Raw genomic sequence first — 17,331 nt, 5'->3', positions numbered from 1 at the left:
TCCCGAACCCGACATCATGAAAATCGCATTCATCGGCGGCGGCAACATGGCCGCGGCATTGATCGGCGGCCTCGTCAAGCGCGGCGTCGCCGCGGACGGCCTGTACGCGATCGACGTCAACGAAGACGTCCGCAAGCGCAACGAGCAGCAGTTCGGCATCCGCACCGGCGCGGCCGTCGACGCCACGCTCGCGGACTACGACGCGATCGTGCTCGCGGTGAAGCCGCAAGTGCTGAAGGACGTCGCGCAGGCGCTCGCGCCGCACCTGAAGTCGCAGCTCGTAATCAGCATCGCGGCGGGTATCCGCGGCACCGACCTCGCACGCTGGCTCGGCGACTACTCGCGCGTCGTGCGCACGATGCCGAACACGCCGGCGCTCGTCGGCATGGGCGTGACGGGCCTCGCCGCGCTGCCGGGCGTCGATGCGGCGGGCCGCGAGCTCGCGTCGGGCGTGCTCGGCGCGGTCGGCGAGATCGTGTGGTTCGACGACGAATCGCAACTCGACGCCGTCACCGCGATCTCGGGCAGCGGCCCCGCGTACGTGTTCTATTTCATCGAAGCGCTGCAGGAAGCGGCGCGCCGTCTCGGGATGAACGACGAGCAGGGCCGCGCGCTCGCGGTCGCGACGTTCACGGGTGCCGCGCAGCTCGCCGCGCAGTCCGGCGAGCCGGCCAGCGTACTGCGCGAACGCGTGACGTCGAAGGGCGGCACGACGGCGGCCGCGCTCGCGTCGTTCGACGCGCAGGGCGTGAAGGAAGCGATCGTGCGCGGCGCGCTCGCGGCCGAGGCGCGCGCGAAGGAAATGGGCGACGAGCTCGGCCGCGCGTAAGCGCGTGCAACAAGCTCCGTCCCGACGAAGTGAAAAAGCGGCCTTCTGAGCTGACCCCGTAAAGTTGGACAGTTAAAGACCAGGCTGCCAAGGGCTGTTGAACCGCTTGGATATTCTGGACCGCTTCCAGCGTTAGTGCCGGGTGTTTTGAACCGCTTGACGAGAGAGTCAGCCTGACCGAAACAGCCCGATCGGCATGCGCCGATCGGGCTTTCGACCGCGCGCCCGCTTCCGCCGGCGCGCGACGTCAGTCGCGCCGGGCCGCGTTCAGGCCCCGGCCACTGCGTAATGCAGGGCGATCCCGACGAACAGCATGCCGCCGAGCCAGTTGTTGTGCCGGAACGCAGCGAAGCACGGCATCCGCTCGCGATCCTTGATCAGCGTGTAGTGATACAGCGCGCAGCCGGCCGCGGCCGCCCACCCTGCCCAGTACACTAGGCCGAAGCCGAGCATCAGCCCGATCCACACGTAGATGCCGAGCGTGACCGCGTAGCACGCCATCACCGCCGCGACGTCGAAGCGGCCGAACGTCAGCGCCGACGTGCGGATCCCGATCTTGATATCGTCGTCGCGGTCGACCATCGCGTATTCGGTGTCGTACGCGACCGACCAGAACACGTTCGCGATCAGCATGATCCACGCGAGCATCGGCACTGTGTCCTGCACGGCCGCGAACGCCATCGGAATGCCGAAGCCGAACGCGATGCCCAGGTACGCCTGCGGAATCGCGAAGAAGCGCTTCATGAACGGATAGGTGCCCGCGACGATCACCGCGACGACCGACAGCTCTTTCGTCAGCGCATTGAGCGGCAGGATCAGCAGGAACGCGACGAGCGACAGCCCGACCGCGATCGCGATCGCTTCCCACGCCTGGATCTTGCCCGACGTCAGCGGACGGTCGGCCGTGCGCTTCACGTGGCGGTCGAAATCGCGGTCCGCGTAATCGTTGATCGCGCAGCCGGCCGAGCGCATCAGCAGCGTGCCGAGCGCGAAGATCACGATCAGTTGCCAGCGCGGATGGCCGTTCGATGCGATCCACAGCGCGTTGAGCGTCGGCCAGAGCAGCAGCAGGCTGCCGATCGGCTTGTCCATCCGGACGAGCCGCAGATACAGGGGAAAGCGGGCGAGCATGGTGGAGCACCGGGAAGATAACCCCGGCATTTTAGAGCCCAGCGGCAGGTCGCGTCATGTCGACGGCCTTGCGCTCGGCACACTGGCGGCGCAATGTGTCGCGAGTATCGGGGGTCGGAGTCGAAACAGGCGCTTTACGCCCGCGGCCTTGTGCCCGCCGCTCGAGTGAGCAACGCGCGCGGCATCCGTGCGGTCCGTTCATGCGTCTGCAGACGCTGCGTGATCATGTCACACCAACGCAGCGTGGATCATGCGCGCGTCATTTGCGCTGAACGCGTACGAATTCGGGCTCGCGCTCAAGCGCCCGCGGCGGCCAGACCGTGCATGGCCTGCGCGATCAGCACGGCCGCGCCGCTGCCCGCGATCGCAATGCCGACGAAACGCCGCAGTGCTGCGGCGGGCGCGCGCTTCATGGGCGCCGCGAGCGCGCTGTGCATGTCCAGGATCGTCTGCGTCATGATCGTCACTCCTTCAAACAAAACGGATCGTCCAGACGGAAACGGCCGGTCGCACGACCGGCCGTTTCCGCCGGCCTTTTCCACATTTCCTGCTGCCAGACCTTCAGCAGCAGCTTGCCGGCATCACGCGAGGTCGAAGCGGTCGAGGTTCATCACCTTGTTCCAGGCCGCGACGAAGTCGCGGACAAACTTCGCCTGCGCATCCGTGCTGCCGTAGACTTCGGCCAGCGCGCGCAACTGCGCGTGCGAGCCGAACACCAGATCGACGCGCGTGCCCGTCCACTTGACCTTGCCCGTCGCGCGATCGCGTCCTTCGAACACGTCGTTCGCGGCCGACGCCGGCTTCCACTCCGTGCCCATGTCGAGCAGGTTCACGAAGAAGTCGTTGGTCAACGCTTCCGGCCGGTCGGTGAACACGCCGTGCTGCGTCTGCCCGACGTTCGCGCCCAGCACGCGCAGCCCGCCCACGAGCGCCGTCATCTCCGGCGCGGTCAGCGTCAGCAACTGTGCCTTGTCGACCAGCAGCGCCTCGGCCGGCACCGTGTACTTGCCCTTCAGGTAGTTGCGGAAACCGTCTGCAACCGGTTCGAGCACGGCCATCGCTTCGACGTCGGTCTGCTCCTGCGACGCGTCCGTGCGGCCCGGCGCGAACGGCACCGTCACCGGGTGGCCCGCGTTCTTCGCTGCCTGCTCGACGCCTGCGGCACCGGCCAGCACGATCAGGTCGGCGAGCGACACCTTCTTGCCGTCGGCCTGTGCATCGTTGAACGCCTTCCGGATGCCCTCGAGCGTGTCCAGCACCTTCGCGAGCTGCGCCGGCTGGTTCACGTCCCAGTCCTTCTGCGGCGCGAGGCGGATGCGCGCACCGTTCGCGCCGCCGCGCTTGTCGGAGCCGCGGAACGTCGACGCCGACGCCCATGCGGTCGACACGAGCTGCGACACGGACAGGCCCGATTCGAGAATCTTCGCCTTCAGTGCGGCCGCATCCGCGTCGTCGATCAGCGCGTGGTCGACAGACGGAACCGGATCCTGCCACAGCAGTTCCTCAGCCGGCACTTCCGGGCCGAGATAGCGTGCGCGCGGGCCCATGTCGCGGTGCGTCAGCTTGAACCATGCGCGCGCGAACGCGTCGGCGAACTGGTCCGGATTCTCGTAGAAGCGGCGCGAGATCTTTTCGTACGCCGGATCGAAGCGCAGCGACAGGTCGGTGGTCAGCATCGTCGGCAGATGCTTCTTCGACGGATCGTGCGCATCCGGAATCACGGACTGCGCGCCCTTCGCGACCCACTGGTGCGCGCCGGCCGGGCTCTTCGTCAGCTCCCATTCGTAGCCGAACAGGTTCTCGAAGAAGTTGTTGCTCCACTGCGTCGGCGTCGTCGTCCACGTGACCTCGAGGCCGCTCGTGATCGCATCGCCGCCCTTGCCCGTGCCATAGGTGCTCTTCCAGCCGAGGCCCTGCGCCTCGAGCGGCGCAGCCTCCGGCTCGGCGCCGACGTTCGATGCGGGACCGGCGCCGTGCGTCTTGCCGAACGTGTGGCCGCCCGCGATCAGCGCGACGGTTTCCTCGTCGTTCATCGCCATCCGTCCGAACGTGTCGCGGATGTCGCGCGCGGCGGCGACCGGGTCGGGGTTGCCGTCCGGGCCTTCGGGGTTCACGTAGATCAGGCCCATCTGCACGGCGGCAAGCGGGTTCTCCAGGTTGCGGTCGCCCGAGTAGCGGCTGTTCGCGCCACCGCTCAATTCCAGCCAGATCTTCTCCGCGCCCCAGTACACGTCGTCCGGTTCCCAGGTGTCCGGACGGCCGCCCGCGAAACCGAAGGTCTTGAAGCCCATCGATTCGAGCGCGACGTTGCCGGAGAGGATCATCAGGTCGGCCCACGAGATGTTGCGGCCGTACTTCTGCTTGATCGGCCACAGCAGGCGGCGCGCCTTGTCGAGGTTGCCGTTGTCGGGCCAGCTGTTGAGCGGCGCGAAGCGCTGCTGGCCGCCGCCGGCGCCGCCGCGGCCGTCAGCCGTGCGGTACGTACCGGCGCTGTGCCATGCCATGCGGATGAAGAGGCCGCCGTAATGGCCGAAGTCGGCCGGCCACCAGTCCTGCGACGTGGTCATCAGCGCGCGGAGATCGTTTTTCACCGCGGCCAGATCGAGCTTGCCGAATGCTTCGGTGTAGTTGAATTCCTTGTCCATCGGATCGGACAGGGACGAATGCCGGTGGAGGATATTCAGGTTGAGCTGATTGGGCCACCAGTCCCGGTTCGACGTGCCGCTGGCTGCGGTGTGATGGAACGGGCACTTCGTTTCAGTCGACATGCGTCTTCTCCTAAGTTCGTTGGCATCCACCTGCCCGGTCCGGAACGCGAACATGGAGGCGGATGGTCACTGCGGGGTAAAAGCGGGAGCGTGGCTCCCATCGTGCTACGTCGTGCTGGATCAGATCAGGTGGCGTCGGGGAGCGCACGGCCGGCGCCGGACGGCTCAGCCGCCATAGGCACGGTCCGCCAGGTAGGCGAACGCGATCGGGCGCAGTCTCCGGATCGCAGCCCTGGCTCGATCTACGACCTTCTCGTGCGGCGCGATGTTCCGCTGCGCGTGCTGCAATACCGAACGCATCATGACACCCTCCTTTGACGCTTGCGTTGAACGTGCAGACCGCCGTGTCGGCAGTGCATCGATCCATGCAAAGGAGTTTATACAGACCTATTGTTTATTTGAATTCAATAAATTTCATCTATACGATAGTCAAAAATAAACGGGGCCGCAAGGCCCCGCCCATCTTCTGCGACCATGGGCCGCATCGTGTCAGTTCACCGTCGCCGGCATGTCGAGCTTCGCGACGCCCGGCAGGTCGCACGTGGTGATCGCGTCGCTGATCGCGTCGATCGCGGGCATCCGCGTGAAGCTCTTGCGCCACACGAGCACGACGCGGCGGTCCGGCACCGGGTCGTTGAACGGCACGTACGACAGCAGCTCGGCATCGGGGCCGTTCGCGCGCGGCCCGACCTCGGCGACCGACATCCGCGGCAGCACGGTGATGCCGACACCGCTCGCGACCATGTGACGGATCGTCTCGAGCGATGAGCCCTCGAACGTCTTCTGAATCCCGTCGGCCGTCTGCGAGAAGCGCATCAATTCCGGGCACACGCCGAGCACGTGATCGCGGAAGCAGTGGCCGTTGCCGAGCAGCAGCATCGTCTCCTGCTTCAGGTCCTCTGCGTCGATCTGGTGGCGCTTCTCCCACGGGTGGCCGGCCGGCAGCGCAACGACGAACGGCTCGTCGTACAGCGGCCGCACCATCAGGCCCGTCTCCGGGAACGGCAGCGCCATGATCGCTGCGTCGATCTCGCCCTGTTTCAGCAGTTCGAGCAGCTTCAGCGTGTAGTTCTCCTGCAGCATCAGCGGCATCTGCGGAACCCGCTGGATCATCTGCTTGACGAGCGTCGGCAGCAGGTACGGCCCGATCGTGTAGATCACGCCGAGGCGGAACGGGCCGACGAGCGGATCCTTGCCCTGCTTCGCGATCTCCTTGATCGCGAAGGTCTGCTCCAGCACACGCTGCGCCTGCGTGACGATCTGGTCGCCGATCGGCGTGACGCTCACTTCGCTCGCGCCGCGCTCGAAGATCTGTACGTTGAGCTCGTCTTCCAGCTTCTTGATCGCTACCGATAGCGTCGGCTGGCTCACGAAGCACGCTTCGGCCGCGCGGCCGAAATGCCGCTCGCGCGCGACCGCGACGATGTATTTCAATTCAGTCAGCGTCATTGTTGGTCAATCAAATAGATACAGGCGATAGGTTTAATTTATACACCCTGTGACGCCGGTTCGCCAAGTTTCTCCGCAAAATCACCCGCGATCCCGCGCCTTTAAATCCGACCCTCAATCTGCGATCACGCTTTCAGGTACTGCTCGCGCGCGCCGAGCCAGCGCGCGAGATGCTGCGTGACGACGTCCGGGTAGCCTGCGATCAGCCGCGCAGCCGCTTCGCGGGCCGGCTCGATCAGCCAGCCGTCGGTTTCGAGGTTCGCGAAGCGCAGCATCGCCGCGCCCGACTGGCGCGCACCGAGGAATTCGCCGGGACCGCGGATCTCGAGGTCGCGCCGTGCGATCTCGAAGCCGTCGGTCGTCTCGCGCATCGTCTTCAGCCGCGCGCGGCCGGTCAGCGACAGCGGCCCGCTGTACAGCAGCACGCACACCGACGCCGCGGTGCCGCGCCCCACCCGGCCGCGCAGCTGGTGCAGCTGCGCGAGACCGAAGCGCTCCGCGTGCTCGATCACCATCAGCGACGCGTTCGGCACGTCGACGCCGACTTCGATCACGGTCGTTGCGACGAGCAGCTGCACGTCGTTGCGCGTGAACGCGTCCATCACCGCCGCCTTGTCGCCCGTCGACAGGCGCCCGTGCACGAGCCCGACCTGCAGCTCGGGCAGCGCAGCCACGAGCGTCTCGTAGGTCTCGACGGCCGTCTGCAGCTGCAGCGTCTCGCTTTCCTCGATCAGCGGGCAGACCCAGTACACCTGGCGGCCCGTCAGCGCGGCTTCGCGCACGCGCGCAATCACTTCCTCGCGCCGCGCGTCGCCGACGAGGCGCGTCAGGATCGGCGTGCGGCCAGGCGGCAGTTCGTCGATCGTCGACACGTCGAGATCCGCGTAGTACGTCATCGCGAGCGTGCGCGGGATCGGCGTAGCCGACATCATCAGCTGGTGCGGCTGGAAACCCTGCGCGCCGTCCGCGGCATTCGCCGCCTTCGCACGCAGCGCGAGGCGCTGCTCGACGCCGAAGCGGTGCTGTTCGTCGACGATCACGAGGCCGAGGCGCGCGAACTCGACCGCGTCCTGGATGATCGCGTGCGTGCCGATCACGAGCTGCGCGGTGCCGAGCGCGGCCGCCTCGATCGCCGCGCGCTTCTCCTTCGCCTTCAGGCTGCCGGCGAGCCATGCAACCGACACGCCGAGCGGTTCGAGCCAGCCGCGCAGCTTGCGCGCATGCTGCTCGGCGAGGATTTCGGTCGGCGCCATCAGCGCGGCCTGGTAGCCGGCGTCGATCGCCTGCGCGGCCGCCAGCGCCGCGACCACCGTCTTGCCGCTGCCGACGTCGCCCTGCAGCAAGCGCTGCATCGGGTGCGGCAACGTGAGGTCGTGCGCGATCTCGTCGACGACGCGCGCCTGTGCCCCCGTCAGCGTGAACGGCAGCGCCGCGTAGAGACGCGTCGTCAGCGCGTCGGCGTCGTTCGCCGCGCGGCGCGGCATCGCGGGCGCGGAGCGCGTGCGGCGCTCCTCATGCGCGCGCTTCAGCGACAGCTGCTGCGCGAGCAGCTCGTCGAACTTGATGCGCGTCCACGCGGGATGCGAGCCGTCCATCAGCGCGGGTTCGTCTGAATCGACGCCCGGGTGATGCAGGATCCGCACGGCATCCGCGAGCGACGGCACGCCGAGCGGCTTCAGGTACGCACGGTCGATCTCGGGGGGCAGCAGTTCCGGCAGCGGCGTGCGCTCGACCGCGTTCTCGATCGCCTTGCGCAGATAGGCCTGCGACACGCCGGCCGTGCTCGGGTAGACGGGCGTGAGCACTTGCGGCAGCGGAGAATCGGCTTCGACGACGCGCACCGCCGGGTGCACCATCTCCATCCCGAAGAAGCCGCCGCGCACGTCGCCGCGCACGCGCAGCCGCTGGCCGACGGCCATCTGCTTGACCTGCGATCCGTAGAAGTTCAGGAAGCGCAGCACGAGCTGAGCCCCGTCGTCGTCGCGAATCTTCACGACGAGCTGGCGGCGCGGCCGGTAGGCGACCTCGTTGTCGAACACGACGCCTTCCGTCTGCGCGATGCCGCCCGGCAGCAGTTCGTCGATCGGCGTGAGCGTCGTCTCGTCCTCGTAGCGCATCGGCAGATGCAGCACGAGATCGATCGAGCGCGTGAGGCCGAGCTTCGCGAGCTTGTCGGCGGTCTTGACGGGCTTGTCGGACTTCTCGCTCGCGGCTTTCTTGCGTTTCGGCGCGGCCGCGCCCACCGCGTTCGCCGCGTCCGCATCGGCCGCCTCGGCCGCCGCCGATTCGCCCGGATCGGTCCCGGACGCGAGCCCATCGAACGCCGCCGCCGGCTGCGCGAGCCGCCCATCGGCGCCGCGGCGCGGCCCGGCGCGGCGCTGCCCCGCGCGGGGCGCGGGTGGCGCGGCGGCGTCAGCGTCGAACGGGTCGGCGGAATCGGCAACGGCGGCGGAGGAACGGCGTGGTGACACTGGCATCGGATCGTCAGGGTGCTTCGCAAGTACAATAGCGGCTTTCACGTCGTCCGAATAAGCAACGCCGGCCCAGCCGCGCATCCCGCCATCATAGCGGCTCGCGCGCCCCATTTACGCGTTTCCGCCCAACGGCGGCGCACGCCGGCCGCTTCGAACCAGCCCGCATGTTCACGCTTTCCGATTTCGATTTCAATCTGCCGCCCGAGCTGATCGCGCAAACCGCGCTGCCCGACCGCACCGCGAGCCGCCTGCTCGAGGTCGACCATTCGGTCGAGCCGCCGCGCCTCACCGATCGCCATTTCACCGAGCTGCCGTCGTGCATTTCGGCCGGCGACCTGCTCGTGTTCAACGACACCAAGGTGCTGAAGGCGCGCTTCTTCGGCCACAAGGCGAGCGGCGGCAAGATCGAGGTGCTGATCGAGCGGGTGACGGGCACGCACACCGCGCTCGCGCAGATCCGCGCGAGCAAGTCGCCGGGCGCCGGCACGACGCTGACGCTCGCCGATGCATTCGACGTGACGGTCGGCGAGCGCGTCGAGCCGTTCTTCACGCTGCATTTCCCCGAGCCGTGCCTGACGCTGATCGAGCAGTATGGCCGACTGCCGCTGCCACCGTACATCGAGCACGATCCGGACGCGACCGACGAAACCCGCTACCAGACCGTGTACGCGAGCAACCCGGGCGCGGTCGCCGCGCCGACGGCCGGGCTCCACTTCGACGAGCCGCTGCTCGCGAAGCTCGACGCGATGGGCGTCGAGCGCGCGACGCTGACGCTGCATGTCGGCGCGGGCACGTTCCAGCCGGTGCGGGTCGACAACATCGCCGAGCACCGGATGCACAGCGAGTGGTACGAGCTGCCGCAGTCGCTCGTCGACAAGATCGCCGCGACCCGCGCGCGCGGCGGCAACGTGATCGCGGTCGGCACGACGTCGATGCGCGCGCTCGAGGCCGCGGCGCGCGACGCCGATGCCGCGCGCCGTCCGCTCGCGGCGACACAGGCCGAAACCGACATCTTCATCACGCCCGGCTACCGTTTCCGGGTGGTCGACCGGCTCGTCACGAACTTCCACCTGCCGAAGTCGACGCTGCTGATGCTGGTGTCCGCGTTCGCGGGTGTCGAGACGATCCGCGCCGCGTACCGGCACGCGATCGACGCGCGCTACCGCTTCTTCAGCTACGGCGACGCGATGCTGCTCACGCGGCGCGACACGCCGGAAGCGCCGCGCGCGTAAGCGCTGCTGAGCGCGGCGTCCGCGCGTTCCGTCGAGCGCGCTTGCCGGATGCGCGCGGGTACGACACAGGCGCGAACCGTGTGCGCCCGCGGTTCGCTATGGACATCACCGCGCCCGTCCGCCGGGCGCACCTCGATTTTCACCGCCGCCGGCTTCCCTGGCGGCGCTTTCAACATGCGCCGGACTGTTTTCCGGTAGCAAGGAGAATAAAGCGATGACCGAAGGTTCATCCCACACTCACGATACGCATGATCACGTCCGCCCGGACAACGGCCTGAAATTCGAATTGCTGACGACCGACGGCCACGCGCGCCGCGGCCGCGTGACGCTCAACCACGGCGTCGTCGAGACGCCGATCTTCATGCCGGTCGGCACCTACGGCACCGTGAAGGCGATCCAGCCGCGCGAGCTGCACGAGATCAAGGCCCAGATCATCCTCGGCAACACGTTCCACCTGTGGCTGCGCCCGGGCCTCGACACGATCGACGCGCACGGCGGCCTGCACGGCTTCATGGGCTGGAACAAGCCGATCCTGACCGATTCGGGCGGCTTCCAGGTGTTCTCGCTCGGCGACCTGCGCAAGATCACCGAGGACGGCGTCACGTTCGCGTCGCCGATCAACGGCGACAAGCTGTTCCTGTCGCCCGAAGTGTCGATGCAGATCCAGAAGGTGCTGAACTCGGACATCGTGATGCAGTTCGACGAATGCACGCCGTATGCGACCAACGGCGTGCCGACGACGCACAAGGAAGCGGCCGACTCGATGCGGATGTCGCTGCGCTGGGCGAAGCGCTCGCTCGACGAGTTCGACCGGCTCGGCAACCCGAACGCGCTGTTCGGGATCGTCCAGGGCGGGATGTTCGAGGACCTGCGCGACGAATCGCTCGCGGGCCTCGCGGAGCTCGATTTCCACGGCCTCGCGATCGGCGGGCTGTCGGTCGGCGAGCCGAAGGAAGACATGATGCGCGTGCTGCAGCACGTCGGCCCGAAGCTGCCGGCGCACAAGCCGCACTACCTGATGGGCGTCGGCACGCCGGAGGATCTCGTCGAGGGCGTCGCGAACGGCATCGACATGTTCGACTGCGTGATGCCGACCCGCAACGCGCGCAACGGCTGGCTCTTCACCCGCTTCGGCGACGTGAAGATCCGCAACGCGACGCACAAGAACTCGCTGAAGCCGCTCGACGAAAGCTGCACGTGCTACACGTGCCAGAACTTCTCGCGCGGCTACCTGCACCACCTGCACCGCGTCGGCGAGATTCTCGGCGCACAGCTGAACACGATCCACAACCTGCACTACTACCTGCAGCTGATGAGCGAGATCCGCGACGCGATCGAGACCCATACGTTCGACGCGTTCCGCCAGCGCTTCGCGGAGGATCGCGCGAGAGGCGTCGACTGACGGACCGGCTGCCCGCACCGCGGTCCGTCACATAGGACGTGTACTAAATAATCCGATTCAACTATCGGTCCGGGCCGCCAAATATTACAATTACCTTTCCATTCAGGTCACGGCGGTACCGGTTCGCGCTTTAACAGCTTGATCCCAAAGCGCATTTTGCGTCGCCGTCGCGCTTGGGGCCGGTGGTAGAATAACCGGCTTAATTTTCGATCTTCCCCTTACGGAGAGACCAACGTGCCGTTCATTTCCAATGCCTTCGCGCAAGGTGCCGCGGGTGGCGCCGAATCGAGCCTGATGAGCTTCCTGCCGCTCATCCTGATGTTTGGCGTACTCTACTTCATCATGATCCGTCCGCAGATGAAGCGTCAGAAGGAGCACCGCAACATGCTGTCCGCCATGGCGAAGGGCGACGAAGTCGTCACGAGCGGCGGTCTCGTCGGCAAGGTGACGAAGGTCTCGGAAGCCTACATCGGCATCGAGATCGCCGAAGGCACCGAAATCACCGTGCAGAAGGCCGCCGTCACGACCATTCTGCCGAAGGGCACGATCAAGTCGCTGTAAGCCCTTCCCCGAGCGTCCGGCTCCCCGCGCCGCGCCCGCCCGAGAAGCGGGCCCCCACGCGGCGCCGGACGCGACGCTTTCAAGCCAACTACCCCGTTCGGCCCCCTCATGAATCGTTACCCACTCTGGAAATATGTCGTGATGGTCGTGGCGCTCGCCATCGGCCTTCTGTACACATTGCCCAATTTCTTCGGCGAAGCGCCGGCGGTGCAGGTGTCGAGCGGCAAGGCCACGGTCAAGCTCGACTCGGCGACGCTCAGCCAGGTTGACGCCGCGCTCGCCGCCGCCCAGATCACGCCGGACGACGTCACGTTCGAGAACACCGCGACCAACGCGAACATCCGCGTGCGCGTGAAGGACACGGACACGCAGCTGCGCGTGAAGGACCTGCTGCAGAAGACGCTGAACGCCGATCCGAACGATCCGCAGTACATCGTCGCGCTGAATCTGCAAAGCGCCTCGCCGCGCTGGCTGACCGCGCTGCACGCGCTGCCGATGTACCTCGGCCTCGACCTGCGCGGCGGCGTCCACTTCCTGCTGCAAGTCGACATGACGGGCGCGCTGACGAAGAAGCTCGACTCCGACGCATCCGACGCGCGCACGCTGCTGCGCGACAAGAACATCCGCGACGGCGGCGTGAGCCGCGTCGACCAGACCGTCGTCGTCAACTTCAGCGACGCGCAGACCGCCGACGACGCGCGCAAGCTGCTCACCTCGTCGATCACCGAGCTGCAATGGGCGACCCAGCCCGGTGGCGGCGGCGTGCAGGTCGTCGGCACGTTCACGCCGGCCGTGCAGAAGGCCGTCGAAGACGCGGCACTCAAGCAGAACCTCACGACGCTCCACAACCGGGTCAACGAACTCGGCGTGTCGGAGCCGATCCTGCAGCAGCAGGGCAGCGACCGCATCGTCGTCGAGCTGCCGGGCGTGCAGGACACCGCGAAGGCGAAGGACATCATCGGCCGTACCGCGACGCTCGAGGCGCGCCTCGCCGATCCGCTCAACACGCACCCGAACCCGAACGATCCGGTGCCGCCGGGCGAGGAGCTGTTCACGCAGGGCAACCAGGCACCCGTGCTGCTGAAGAAGGACGTGATCTTCACCGGCGACCGCATCATCGATGCGTCGGCCGGCTTCGACGAACACCAGCGTCCGTCGGTCAACATCCGTCTCGACTCGGCGGGCGGCCGCGCGGTGCGCGCGGTGTCGCGCGACAACATCGGCAAGCCGATGGCGATGGTGCTGTTCGAGAAGGGCAAGGGTGAAGTGCTGACGGTCGCGACGATCCAGTCGGAACTCGGCGACCGCTTCCAGATCACGGGCCAGCCGACCCCGCAGGCCGCCGCCGACCTCGCGCTGCTGCTGCGCGCCGGTTCGCTCGCCGCACCGATGGACATCATCGAGGAACGCACGATCGGCCCGAGCCTCGGCGCCGACAACATCAAGATGGGCTTCCACTCGGTGATCTGGGGCTTCTGCGCGATCGCCGTGTTCATGATCGCGTACTACATGCTGTTCGGCGTGGTCTCGGTGATCGGCCTGTCGGTGAACCTGCTGCTGCTGATCGCCGTGCTGTCGATGCTGCAGGCGACGCTGACGCTGCCCGGCATCGCCGCTATCGCGCTCGCGCTCGGCATGGCGATCGACTCGAACGTGCTGATCAACGAACGCGTGCGCGAGGAACTGCGCGCCGGCCAGCCGCCGCAGCTCGCGATCCAGGCCGGCTACCAGCACGCCTGGGCGACGATTCTCGACTCGAACGTCACGACGCTGATCGCCGGCCTCGCGCTGCTCGCGTTCGGCTCGGGCCCGGTGCGCGGCTTCGCGATCGTGCACTGTATCGGCATCCTGACGTCGATGTTCTCCGCGGTGTTCTTCTCGCGCGGGCTCGTCAACCTCTGGTACGGCGGCCGCAAGAAACTGAAGTCGCTCGCGATCGGCCAGGTGTGGAGGCCGGAAGGCGCCGCCGCTGCTGCGTCGTTCGCCGCGGCGGACGAATCGACCGACACCGCGCGTGCCGCGAAGCTCGCCGCACCGGCGCCGAGCAATGCGCCGCGCGCCGGCAAGCCGCAGCTGCGCAACCGCGCCCAGCAGCGCGTTGCGCCGAAGAAACCGGGCTCGACCCAATAAGGCCCCCGGAGACGACCATGGAATTTTTCCGTATCCGTAAAGACATCCCGTTCATGCGGCACGCGTTGGTCTTCAACGTGATCTCGCTGGTAACGTTCCTCGCCGCCGTGTTCTTCCTGTTCCATCGCGGGCTGCACCTGTCCGTCGAGTTCACGGGCGGCACGGTGATCGAAGTGCAGTACCAGCAGGCCGCGCAGCTCGAGCCCGTGCGTGCGACGCTCGGCCAGCTCGGCTACGCCGACGCGCAAGTGCAGAACTTCGGCACGTCGCGCAACGTGCTGATCCGCCTGCCGCTGAAGCAGGGGCTGACGTCCGCGCAGCAAAGCGACCAGGTGATGACCGCGCTGAAGGCGCAGAGCGCCGACGTCGCGCTGCAGCGCGTCGAGTTCGTCGGCCCGCAGGTCGGCAAGGAACTCGCGACCGACGGCCTGCTCGCGCTCCTGTGCGTCGTGATCGGCATCGTGATCTACCTGTCGTTCCGCTTCGAATGGAAGTACGCGGTCGCCGGCATCATCGCGAACCTGCACGACGTCGTGATCATTCTCGGCTTCTTCGCGTTCTTCCAGTGGGAGTTCTCACTCGCGGTGCTGGCGGCGATCCTCGCGGTGCTCGGCTACTCGGTCAACGAGTCGGTCGTCATCTTCGACCGGATCCGCGAGACGTTCCGGCGCGAACGCAAGATGACCGTGCAGGAAGTGATCAACCACGCGATCACGACCACGATGTCGCGGACGATCATCACGCACACGTCGACCGAAATGATGGTGCTGTCGATGTTCTTCTTCGGCGGCCCGACGCTGCACTACTTCGCGCTCGCGCTGACGGTCGGCATCCTGTTCGGCATCTACTCGTCGGTGTTCGTCGCCGGCTCGCTCGCGATGTGGCTCGGCATCAAGCGCGAAGACCTGATCAAGGACAAGAAGCTCGCGCACGACCCCGACGATCCGAACGCGGGCGCGCAGGTGTAAGCGCGTCGCTGCTTCGGCAAACGGAAAAGGCCGGTTCTCATGAACCGGCCTTTCTGCTTTTCGGGAGATCGCTCCGCTTGCCGCGCCGCGCTCGCACGCACGTCAGGCGCGTGAGGCGCGCCGGCGGGGCCGACGCGTTACCGGCCGGGCGGCCGGGCGCGTCATCGCCGATCCGCCCCACCCTGCCGCGCATCACCGGAATCCGAAGCGCCTGCGCAACGCCGCCAGCGCCGCGAGGCTCAGCAGCGCCGCGAACATCAGATAGAAGCTCGGCGCGGTCTTCGTGCCTGTCGCGCGGATCAGCCACGCGATGATGAACGGCCCGAAGCCGCCGAAGATCGTCACCGCGACGTTATACGCGAGCGACATCCCGGTCGTGCGCGTCTGCACCGGAAACACTTCGGACAGCAGGCCCGGCAGCGCCGCGAAATAGCCGGTCATCAGGAACGCGAACACGACCTGCACCGCGATTAGCGTGCCGACGTCCGGATGCGCGACCAGGTACGCGAATGCCGGATAGATCAGCACGAGGATCGCGAGCGCCGGCGCGACCATCACGCGCACGCGGCCGTAACGGTCCGACCAGTGGCCGACGAGCGGCGCGAACGCCATCTGGATCACGCCGACGACGAGGATCGCCGCGAACGCGGCCGACGGCGCGAGGCCGAGCTCCTTCACCCCGTAGGTCGGCATGAACAGCACGAGATAGGTCGCGACGGTGCCGAGCACGACCACGCCCATCGCCGCGAGCAGGCGCGCCTTGTGCGACGCGAACGTGTCGCGCAGCGGGTTCGCGGTGGCTTCGGCCGCGAGGAACTCCGGCGTCTCGTCGACCTTCGCGCGGATGTAGTACGCGACGGGCCCGAGCAGCAGGCCGAAGAAGAACGGGATCCGCCAGCCCCACGCGGCCATCTGCGCGGCCGTGAGCTGCGCGTTCAGCACGGTGCCGAACACCGCGGCGAGCAACGTCGTCAGGCCCTGGCTCGCGACCTGCCAGCTCGCGAAGAAACCGCGCCGGCCCGGCACGTGCTCGGCGAGGAACGCGGTTGCACTGCCGAACTCGCCGCCCGCCGAAAAGCCCTGCATCAGCCGTGCGGCGACGAGGATCAGCGGCGCGGCGATGCCGATCGAACCGTAGGTCGGCAGCACCGCGATCACCAGCGTGCCCGCCATCATCAGCAGGATCGACAGCGTCAGCGCGGCCTTGCGCCCTGCCCGGTCCGCATACGCGCCGAGCACGATCGCGCCCAGCGGCCGCATGAAAAACGATACGCCGAACGTTCCGAGCGTCAGCAGCAGCGACACGGTGTCGTTGCCGGCCGGGAAGAACAGCTTCGAGATCGTCACCGCGAAGAAGCCGTAGACGACGAGGTCGAACCACTCGAGCGCATTGCCGATCGATGCGGCCACGACCGCGCGCCACACGCGCGGCGACGAAGCGATGGAACGGGACGGCGTGACGGCATGCATCGGCGATCTCCTTGTCGTTATTCGATTCTCGTTGTTCGTTCTCGTCCGCTCGGCGCACATGCGGCGCGCCGGTCGCGTCCTGGGGATTATAGACGCGGCGCCTGCCCCGGCTGCGCAGCGCGGCGGGCCAAAAAAAACCGCCGCGTCCCGACGGGAAACGCGGCGGTGCTTCGCAGGCGGCTCGCGCCGCCCGTTGCGATCGAGGCCGGCTTACTGCTTGGTCGAGTCCTGCTTGATCGCTTCGGCCGTGATCTGCAGCGTGGTCTTCATCTTGAAGCCGTACTGCTTGCCGTAGTCGACACCGAAGTCGTCGCGATTGAACTCGCCGGCCGCGTCGACGCCGCACACTTCGCGCTTGAGCATCGGGTGCGGCATGCACTTGAACGAATCGATCTTCAGCGTCAGCGGCTTCGTGATACCGTGCATCGTCAGGTTGCCGACCACCTCGACCGGCTTGTCGCCGTCGAACTTGATCGTGCCCTTGTAGTTGGCCTGCGGATACTTCGCGACGTCGAAGAATTCGGCCGACTGCAGGTGCTCGTCGAGCTTCGTGTTGCCGGTGCTGACCGATGCGATGTCGGTCGTCACTTCGACCGTGCCCGTCTTCGCCGCACGATCGAGCGTCACCGTGCCGCTCGACTTGTCGAACTTGCCGCGCCACACCGACAGGCCGCCGAAGTGGTCAGCCTCGAAGCTCGGGTACGTGTGGCTCGGGTCGAACTGGTACGTCGCGCTGCTGGCGAACGCGGAAAACGACAGCGAAGCGGCGAGCGCGCCCGCCGCAATCATCAGATGCTTCTTCAACTCAATCTCCTTGGAATGCGCCGCACGCACGTGCGGCGCCGGGTTGTGCGACAGCGTCCCGCTTACTTGGCGGACACGATGTGAAACTTGATCTGCACCTCGTCGGCGACGAC

General features: G+C 67.1%; 14 protein-coding genes. 6 read left to right on the top strand and 8 right to left on the bottom strand.

Features of this window, described 5'->3' with window-relative positions:
• Positions 1 to 16 precede the first annotated feature (16 nt).
• A complete protein-coding gene (gene proC / locus ACV22Z_RS19615; protein WP_448077960.1) occupies positions 17 to 829 on the top strand; it encodes a pyrroline-5-carboxylate reductase in 813 nt (270 codons plus the stop codon).
• Between the two features lie 267 nt (positions 830 to 1,096).
• Here the strand turns inward: proC and ubiA are convergent, their stop codons facing one another.
• From ubiA to recG, 6 genes are all read right to left on the bottom strand, one after another.
• Entirely contained in the window at positions 1,097 to 1,960 is an 864-nt protein-coding gene (gene ubiA / locus ACV22Z_RS19610) for a 4-hydroxybenzoate octaprenyltransferase (protein WP_448077959.1), read from the bottom strand.
• A 296-nt stretch (positions 1,961 to 2,256) separates the two neighbouring features.
• Positions 2,257 to 2,418 carry a hypothetical protein gene (locus ACV22Z_RS19605; RefSeq protein WP_448077958.1) on the bottom strand — a complete coding sequence of 54 codons (162 nt, stop codon included), beginning with the start codon at positions 2,416 to 2,418 and terminating at the stop codon, positions 2,257 to 2,259.
• 123 nt (positions 2,419 to 2,541) lie between these two features.
• The gene (katG, locus tag ACV22Z_RS19600; RefSeq protein WP_448077957.1) at positions 2,542 to 4,728 is read right to left on the bottom strand and encodes a catalase/peroxidase HPI; all 2,187 of its coding nucleotides are present in this window, start codon (positions 4,726 to 4,728) and stop codon (positions 2,542 to 2,544) included.
• A 165-nt stretch (positions 4,729 to 4,893) separates the two neighbouring features.
• Entirely contained in the window at positions 4,894 to 5,031 is a 138-nt protein-coding gene (locus ACV22Z_RS19595; protein ID WP_448077956.1) for a hypothetical protein, read from the bottom strand.
• Between the two features lie 186 nt (positions 5,032 to 5,217).
• Entirely contained in the window at positions 5,218 to 6,177 is a 960-nt protein-coding gene (locus tag ACV22Z_RS19590) for a LysR substrate-binding domain-containing protein (protein ID WP_448077955.1), read from the bottom strand.
• Positions 6,178 to 6,302: 125 nt separating this feature from the next.
• Positions 6,303 to 8,654 carry an ATP-dependent DNA helicase RecG gene (recG, locus tag ACV22Z_RS19585; RefSeq protein WP_448077954.1) on the bottom strand — a complete coding sequence of 784 codons (2,352 nt, stop codon included), beginning with the start codon at positions 8,652 to 8,654 and terminating at the stop codon, positions 6,303 to 6,305.
• 161 nt (positions 8,655 to 8,815) lie between these two features.
• On the opposite strand from recG, the gene queA reads away from it, so the two are divergent.
• The 5 genes from queA (at position 8,816) to secF (ending at position 14,944) form a co-directional block, all read left to right on the top strand.
• Positions 8,816 to 9,883: a tRNA preQ1(34) S-adenosylmethionine ribosyltransferase-isomerase QueA gene (gene queA / locus ACV22Z_RS19580; RefSeq protein ID WP_448077953.1), complete on the top strand. Its 1,068-nt coding sequence runs from the start codon at positions 8,816 to 8,818 to the stop codon at positions 9,881 to 9,883.
• A gap of 214 nt (positions 9,884 to 10,097) precedes the next feature.
• Entirely contained in the window at positions 10,098 to 11,285 is a 1,188-nt protein-coding gene (gene tgt, locus ACV22Z_RS19575) for a tRNA guanosine(34) transglycosylase Tgt (RefSeq protein WP_448077952.1), read from the top strand.
• A 234-nt stretch (positions 11,286 to 11,519) separates the two neighbouring features.
• Positions 11,520 to 11,846: a preprotein translocase subunit YajC gene (yajC, locus tag ACV22Z_RS19570; RefSeq protein WP_448077951.1), complete on the top strand. Its 327-nt coding sequence runs from the start codon at positions 11,520 to 11,522 to the stop codon at positions 11,844 to 11,846.
• Between the two features lie 108 nt (positions 11,847 to 11,954).
• On the top strand, positions 11,955 to 13,976 hold the full coding sequence (secD, locus tag ACV22Z_RS19565; protein ID WP_448077950.1) for a protein translocase subunit SecD: 2,022 nt from the start codon (positions 11,955 to 11,957) through the stop codon (positions 13,974 to 13,976).
• 17 nt (positions 13,977 to 13,993) lie between these two features.
• The gene (gene secF, locus ACV22Z_RS19560; RefSeq protein WP_448077949.1) at positions 13,994 to 14,944 is read left to right on the top strand and encodes a protein translocase subunit SecF; all 951 of its coding nucleotides are present in this window, start codon (positions 13,994 to 13,996) and stop codon (positions 14,942 to 14,944) included.
• A gap of 192 nt (positions 14,945 to 15,136) precedes the next feature.
• Here the strand turns inward: secF and ACV22Z_RS19555 are convergent, their stop codons facing one another.
• Together ACV22Z_RS19555 and ACV22Z_RS19550 are read right to left on the bottom strand one after the other, a co-directional pair.
• Positions 15,137 to 16,414 (bottom strand): MFS transporter, encoded by a 1,278-nt coding sequence (locus ACV22Z_RS19555; RefSeq protein ID WP_448077948.1) that lies wholly within the window; start codon positions 16,412 to 16,414, stop codon positions 15,137 to 15,139.
• A 210-nt stretch (positions 16,415 to 16,624) separates the two neighbouring features.
• Positions 16,625 to 17,218, bottom strand: a complete 594-nt coding sequence (locus ACV22Z_RS19550) for a YceI family protein (protein WP_448077947.1) — start codon at positions 17,216 to 17,218, stop codon at positions 16,625 to 16,627.
• Positions 17,219 to 17,331: the final 113 nt, after the last annotated feature.

Source organism: Burkholderia sp. PU8-34, from assembly GCF_053427725.1.
This window is presented reverse-complemented; position numbering and strand designations above follow the sequence as displayed.

Coding starts and splice junctions, on each gene's coding strand:
- ACV22Z_RS19605 (WP_448077958.1), bottom strand. CDS start 2,418: ATGACGCAGACGATCCTGGACATGCACAGCGCGCTCGCGGCGCCCATG.
- secF (WP_448077949.1), top strand. CDS start 13,994: ATGGAATTTTTCCGTATCCGTAAAGACATCCCGTTCATGCGGCACGCG.
- ACV22Z_RS19590 (WP_448077955.1), bottom strand. CDS start 6,177: ATGACGCTGACTGAATTGAAATACATCGTCGCGGTCGCGCGCGAGCGG.
- proC (WP_448077960.1), top strand. CDS start 17: ATGAAAATCGCATTCATCGGCGGCGGCAACATGGCCGCGGCATTGATC.
- secD (WP_448077950.1), top strand. CDS start 11,955: ATGAATCGTTACCCACTCTGGAAATATGTCGTGATGGTCGTGGCGCTC.
- ubiA (WP_448077959.1), bottom strand. CDS start 1,960: ATGCTCGCCCGCTTTCCCCTGTATCTGCGGCTCGTCCGGATGGACAAG.
- queA (WP_448077953.1), top strand. CDS start 8,816: ATGTTCACGCTTTCCGATTTCGATTTCAATCTGCCGCCCGAGCTGATC.
- katG (WP_448077957.1), bottom strand. CDS start 4,728: ATGTCGACTGAAACGAAGTGCCCGTTCCATCACACCGCAGCCAGCGGC.
- ACV22Z_RS19595 (WP_448077956.1), bottom strand. CDS start 5,031: ATGATGCGTTCGGTATTGCAGCACGCGCAGCGGAACATCGCGCCGCAC.
- recG (WP_448077954.1), bottom strand. CDS start 8,654: ATGCCAGTGTCACCACGCCGTTCCTCCGCCGCCGTTGCCGATTCCGCC.
- tgt (WP_448077952.1), top strand. CDS start 10,098: ATGACCGAAGGTTCATCCCACACTCACGATACGCATGATCACGTCCGC.
- ACV22Z_RS19555 (WP_448077948.1), bottom strand. CDS start 16,414: ATGCATGCCGTCACGCCGTCCCGTTCCATCGCTTCGTCGCCGCGCGTG.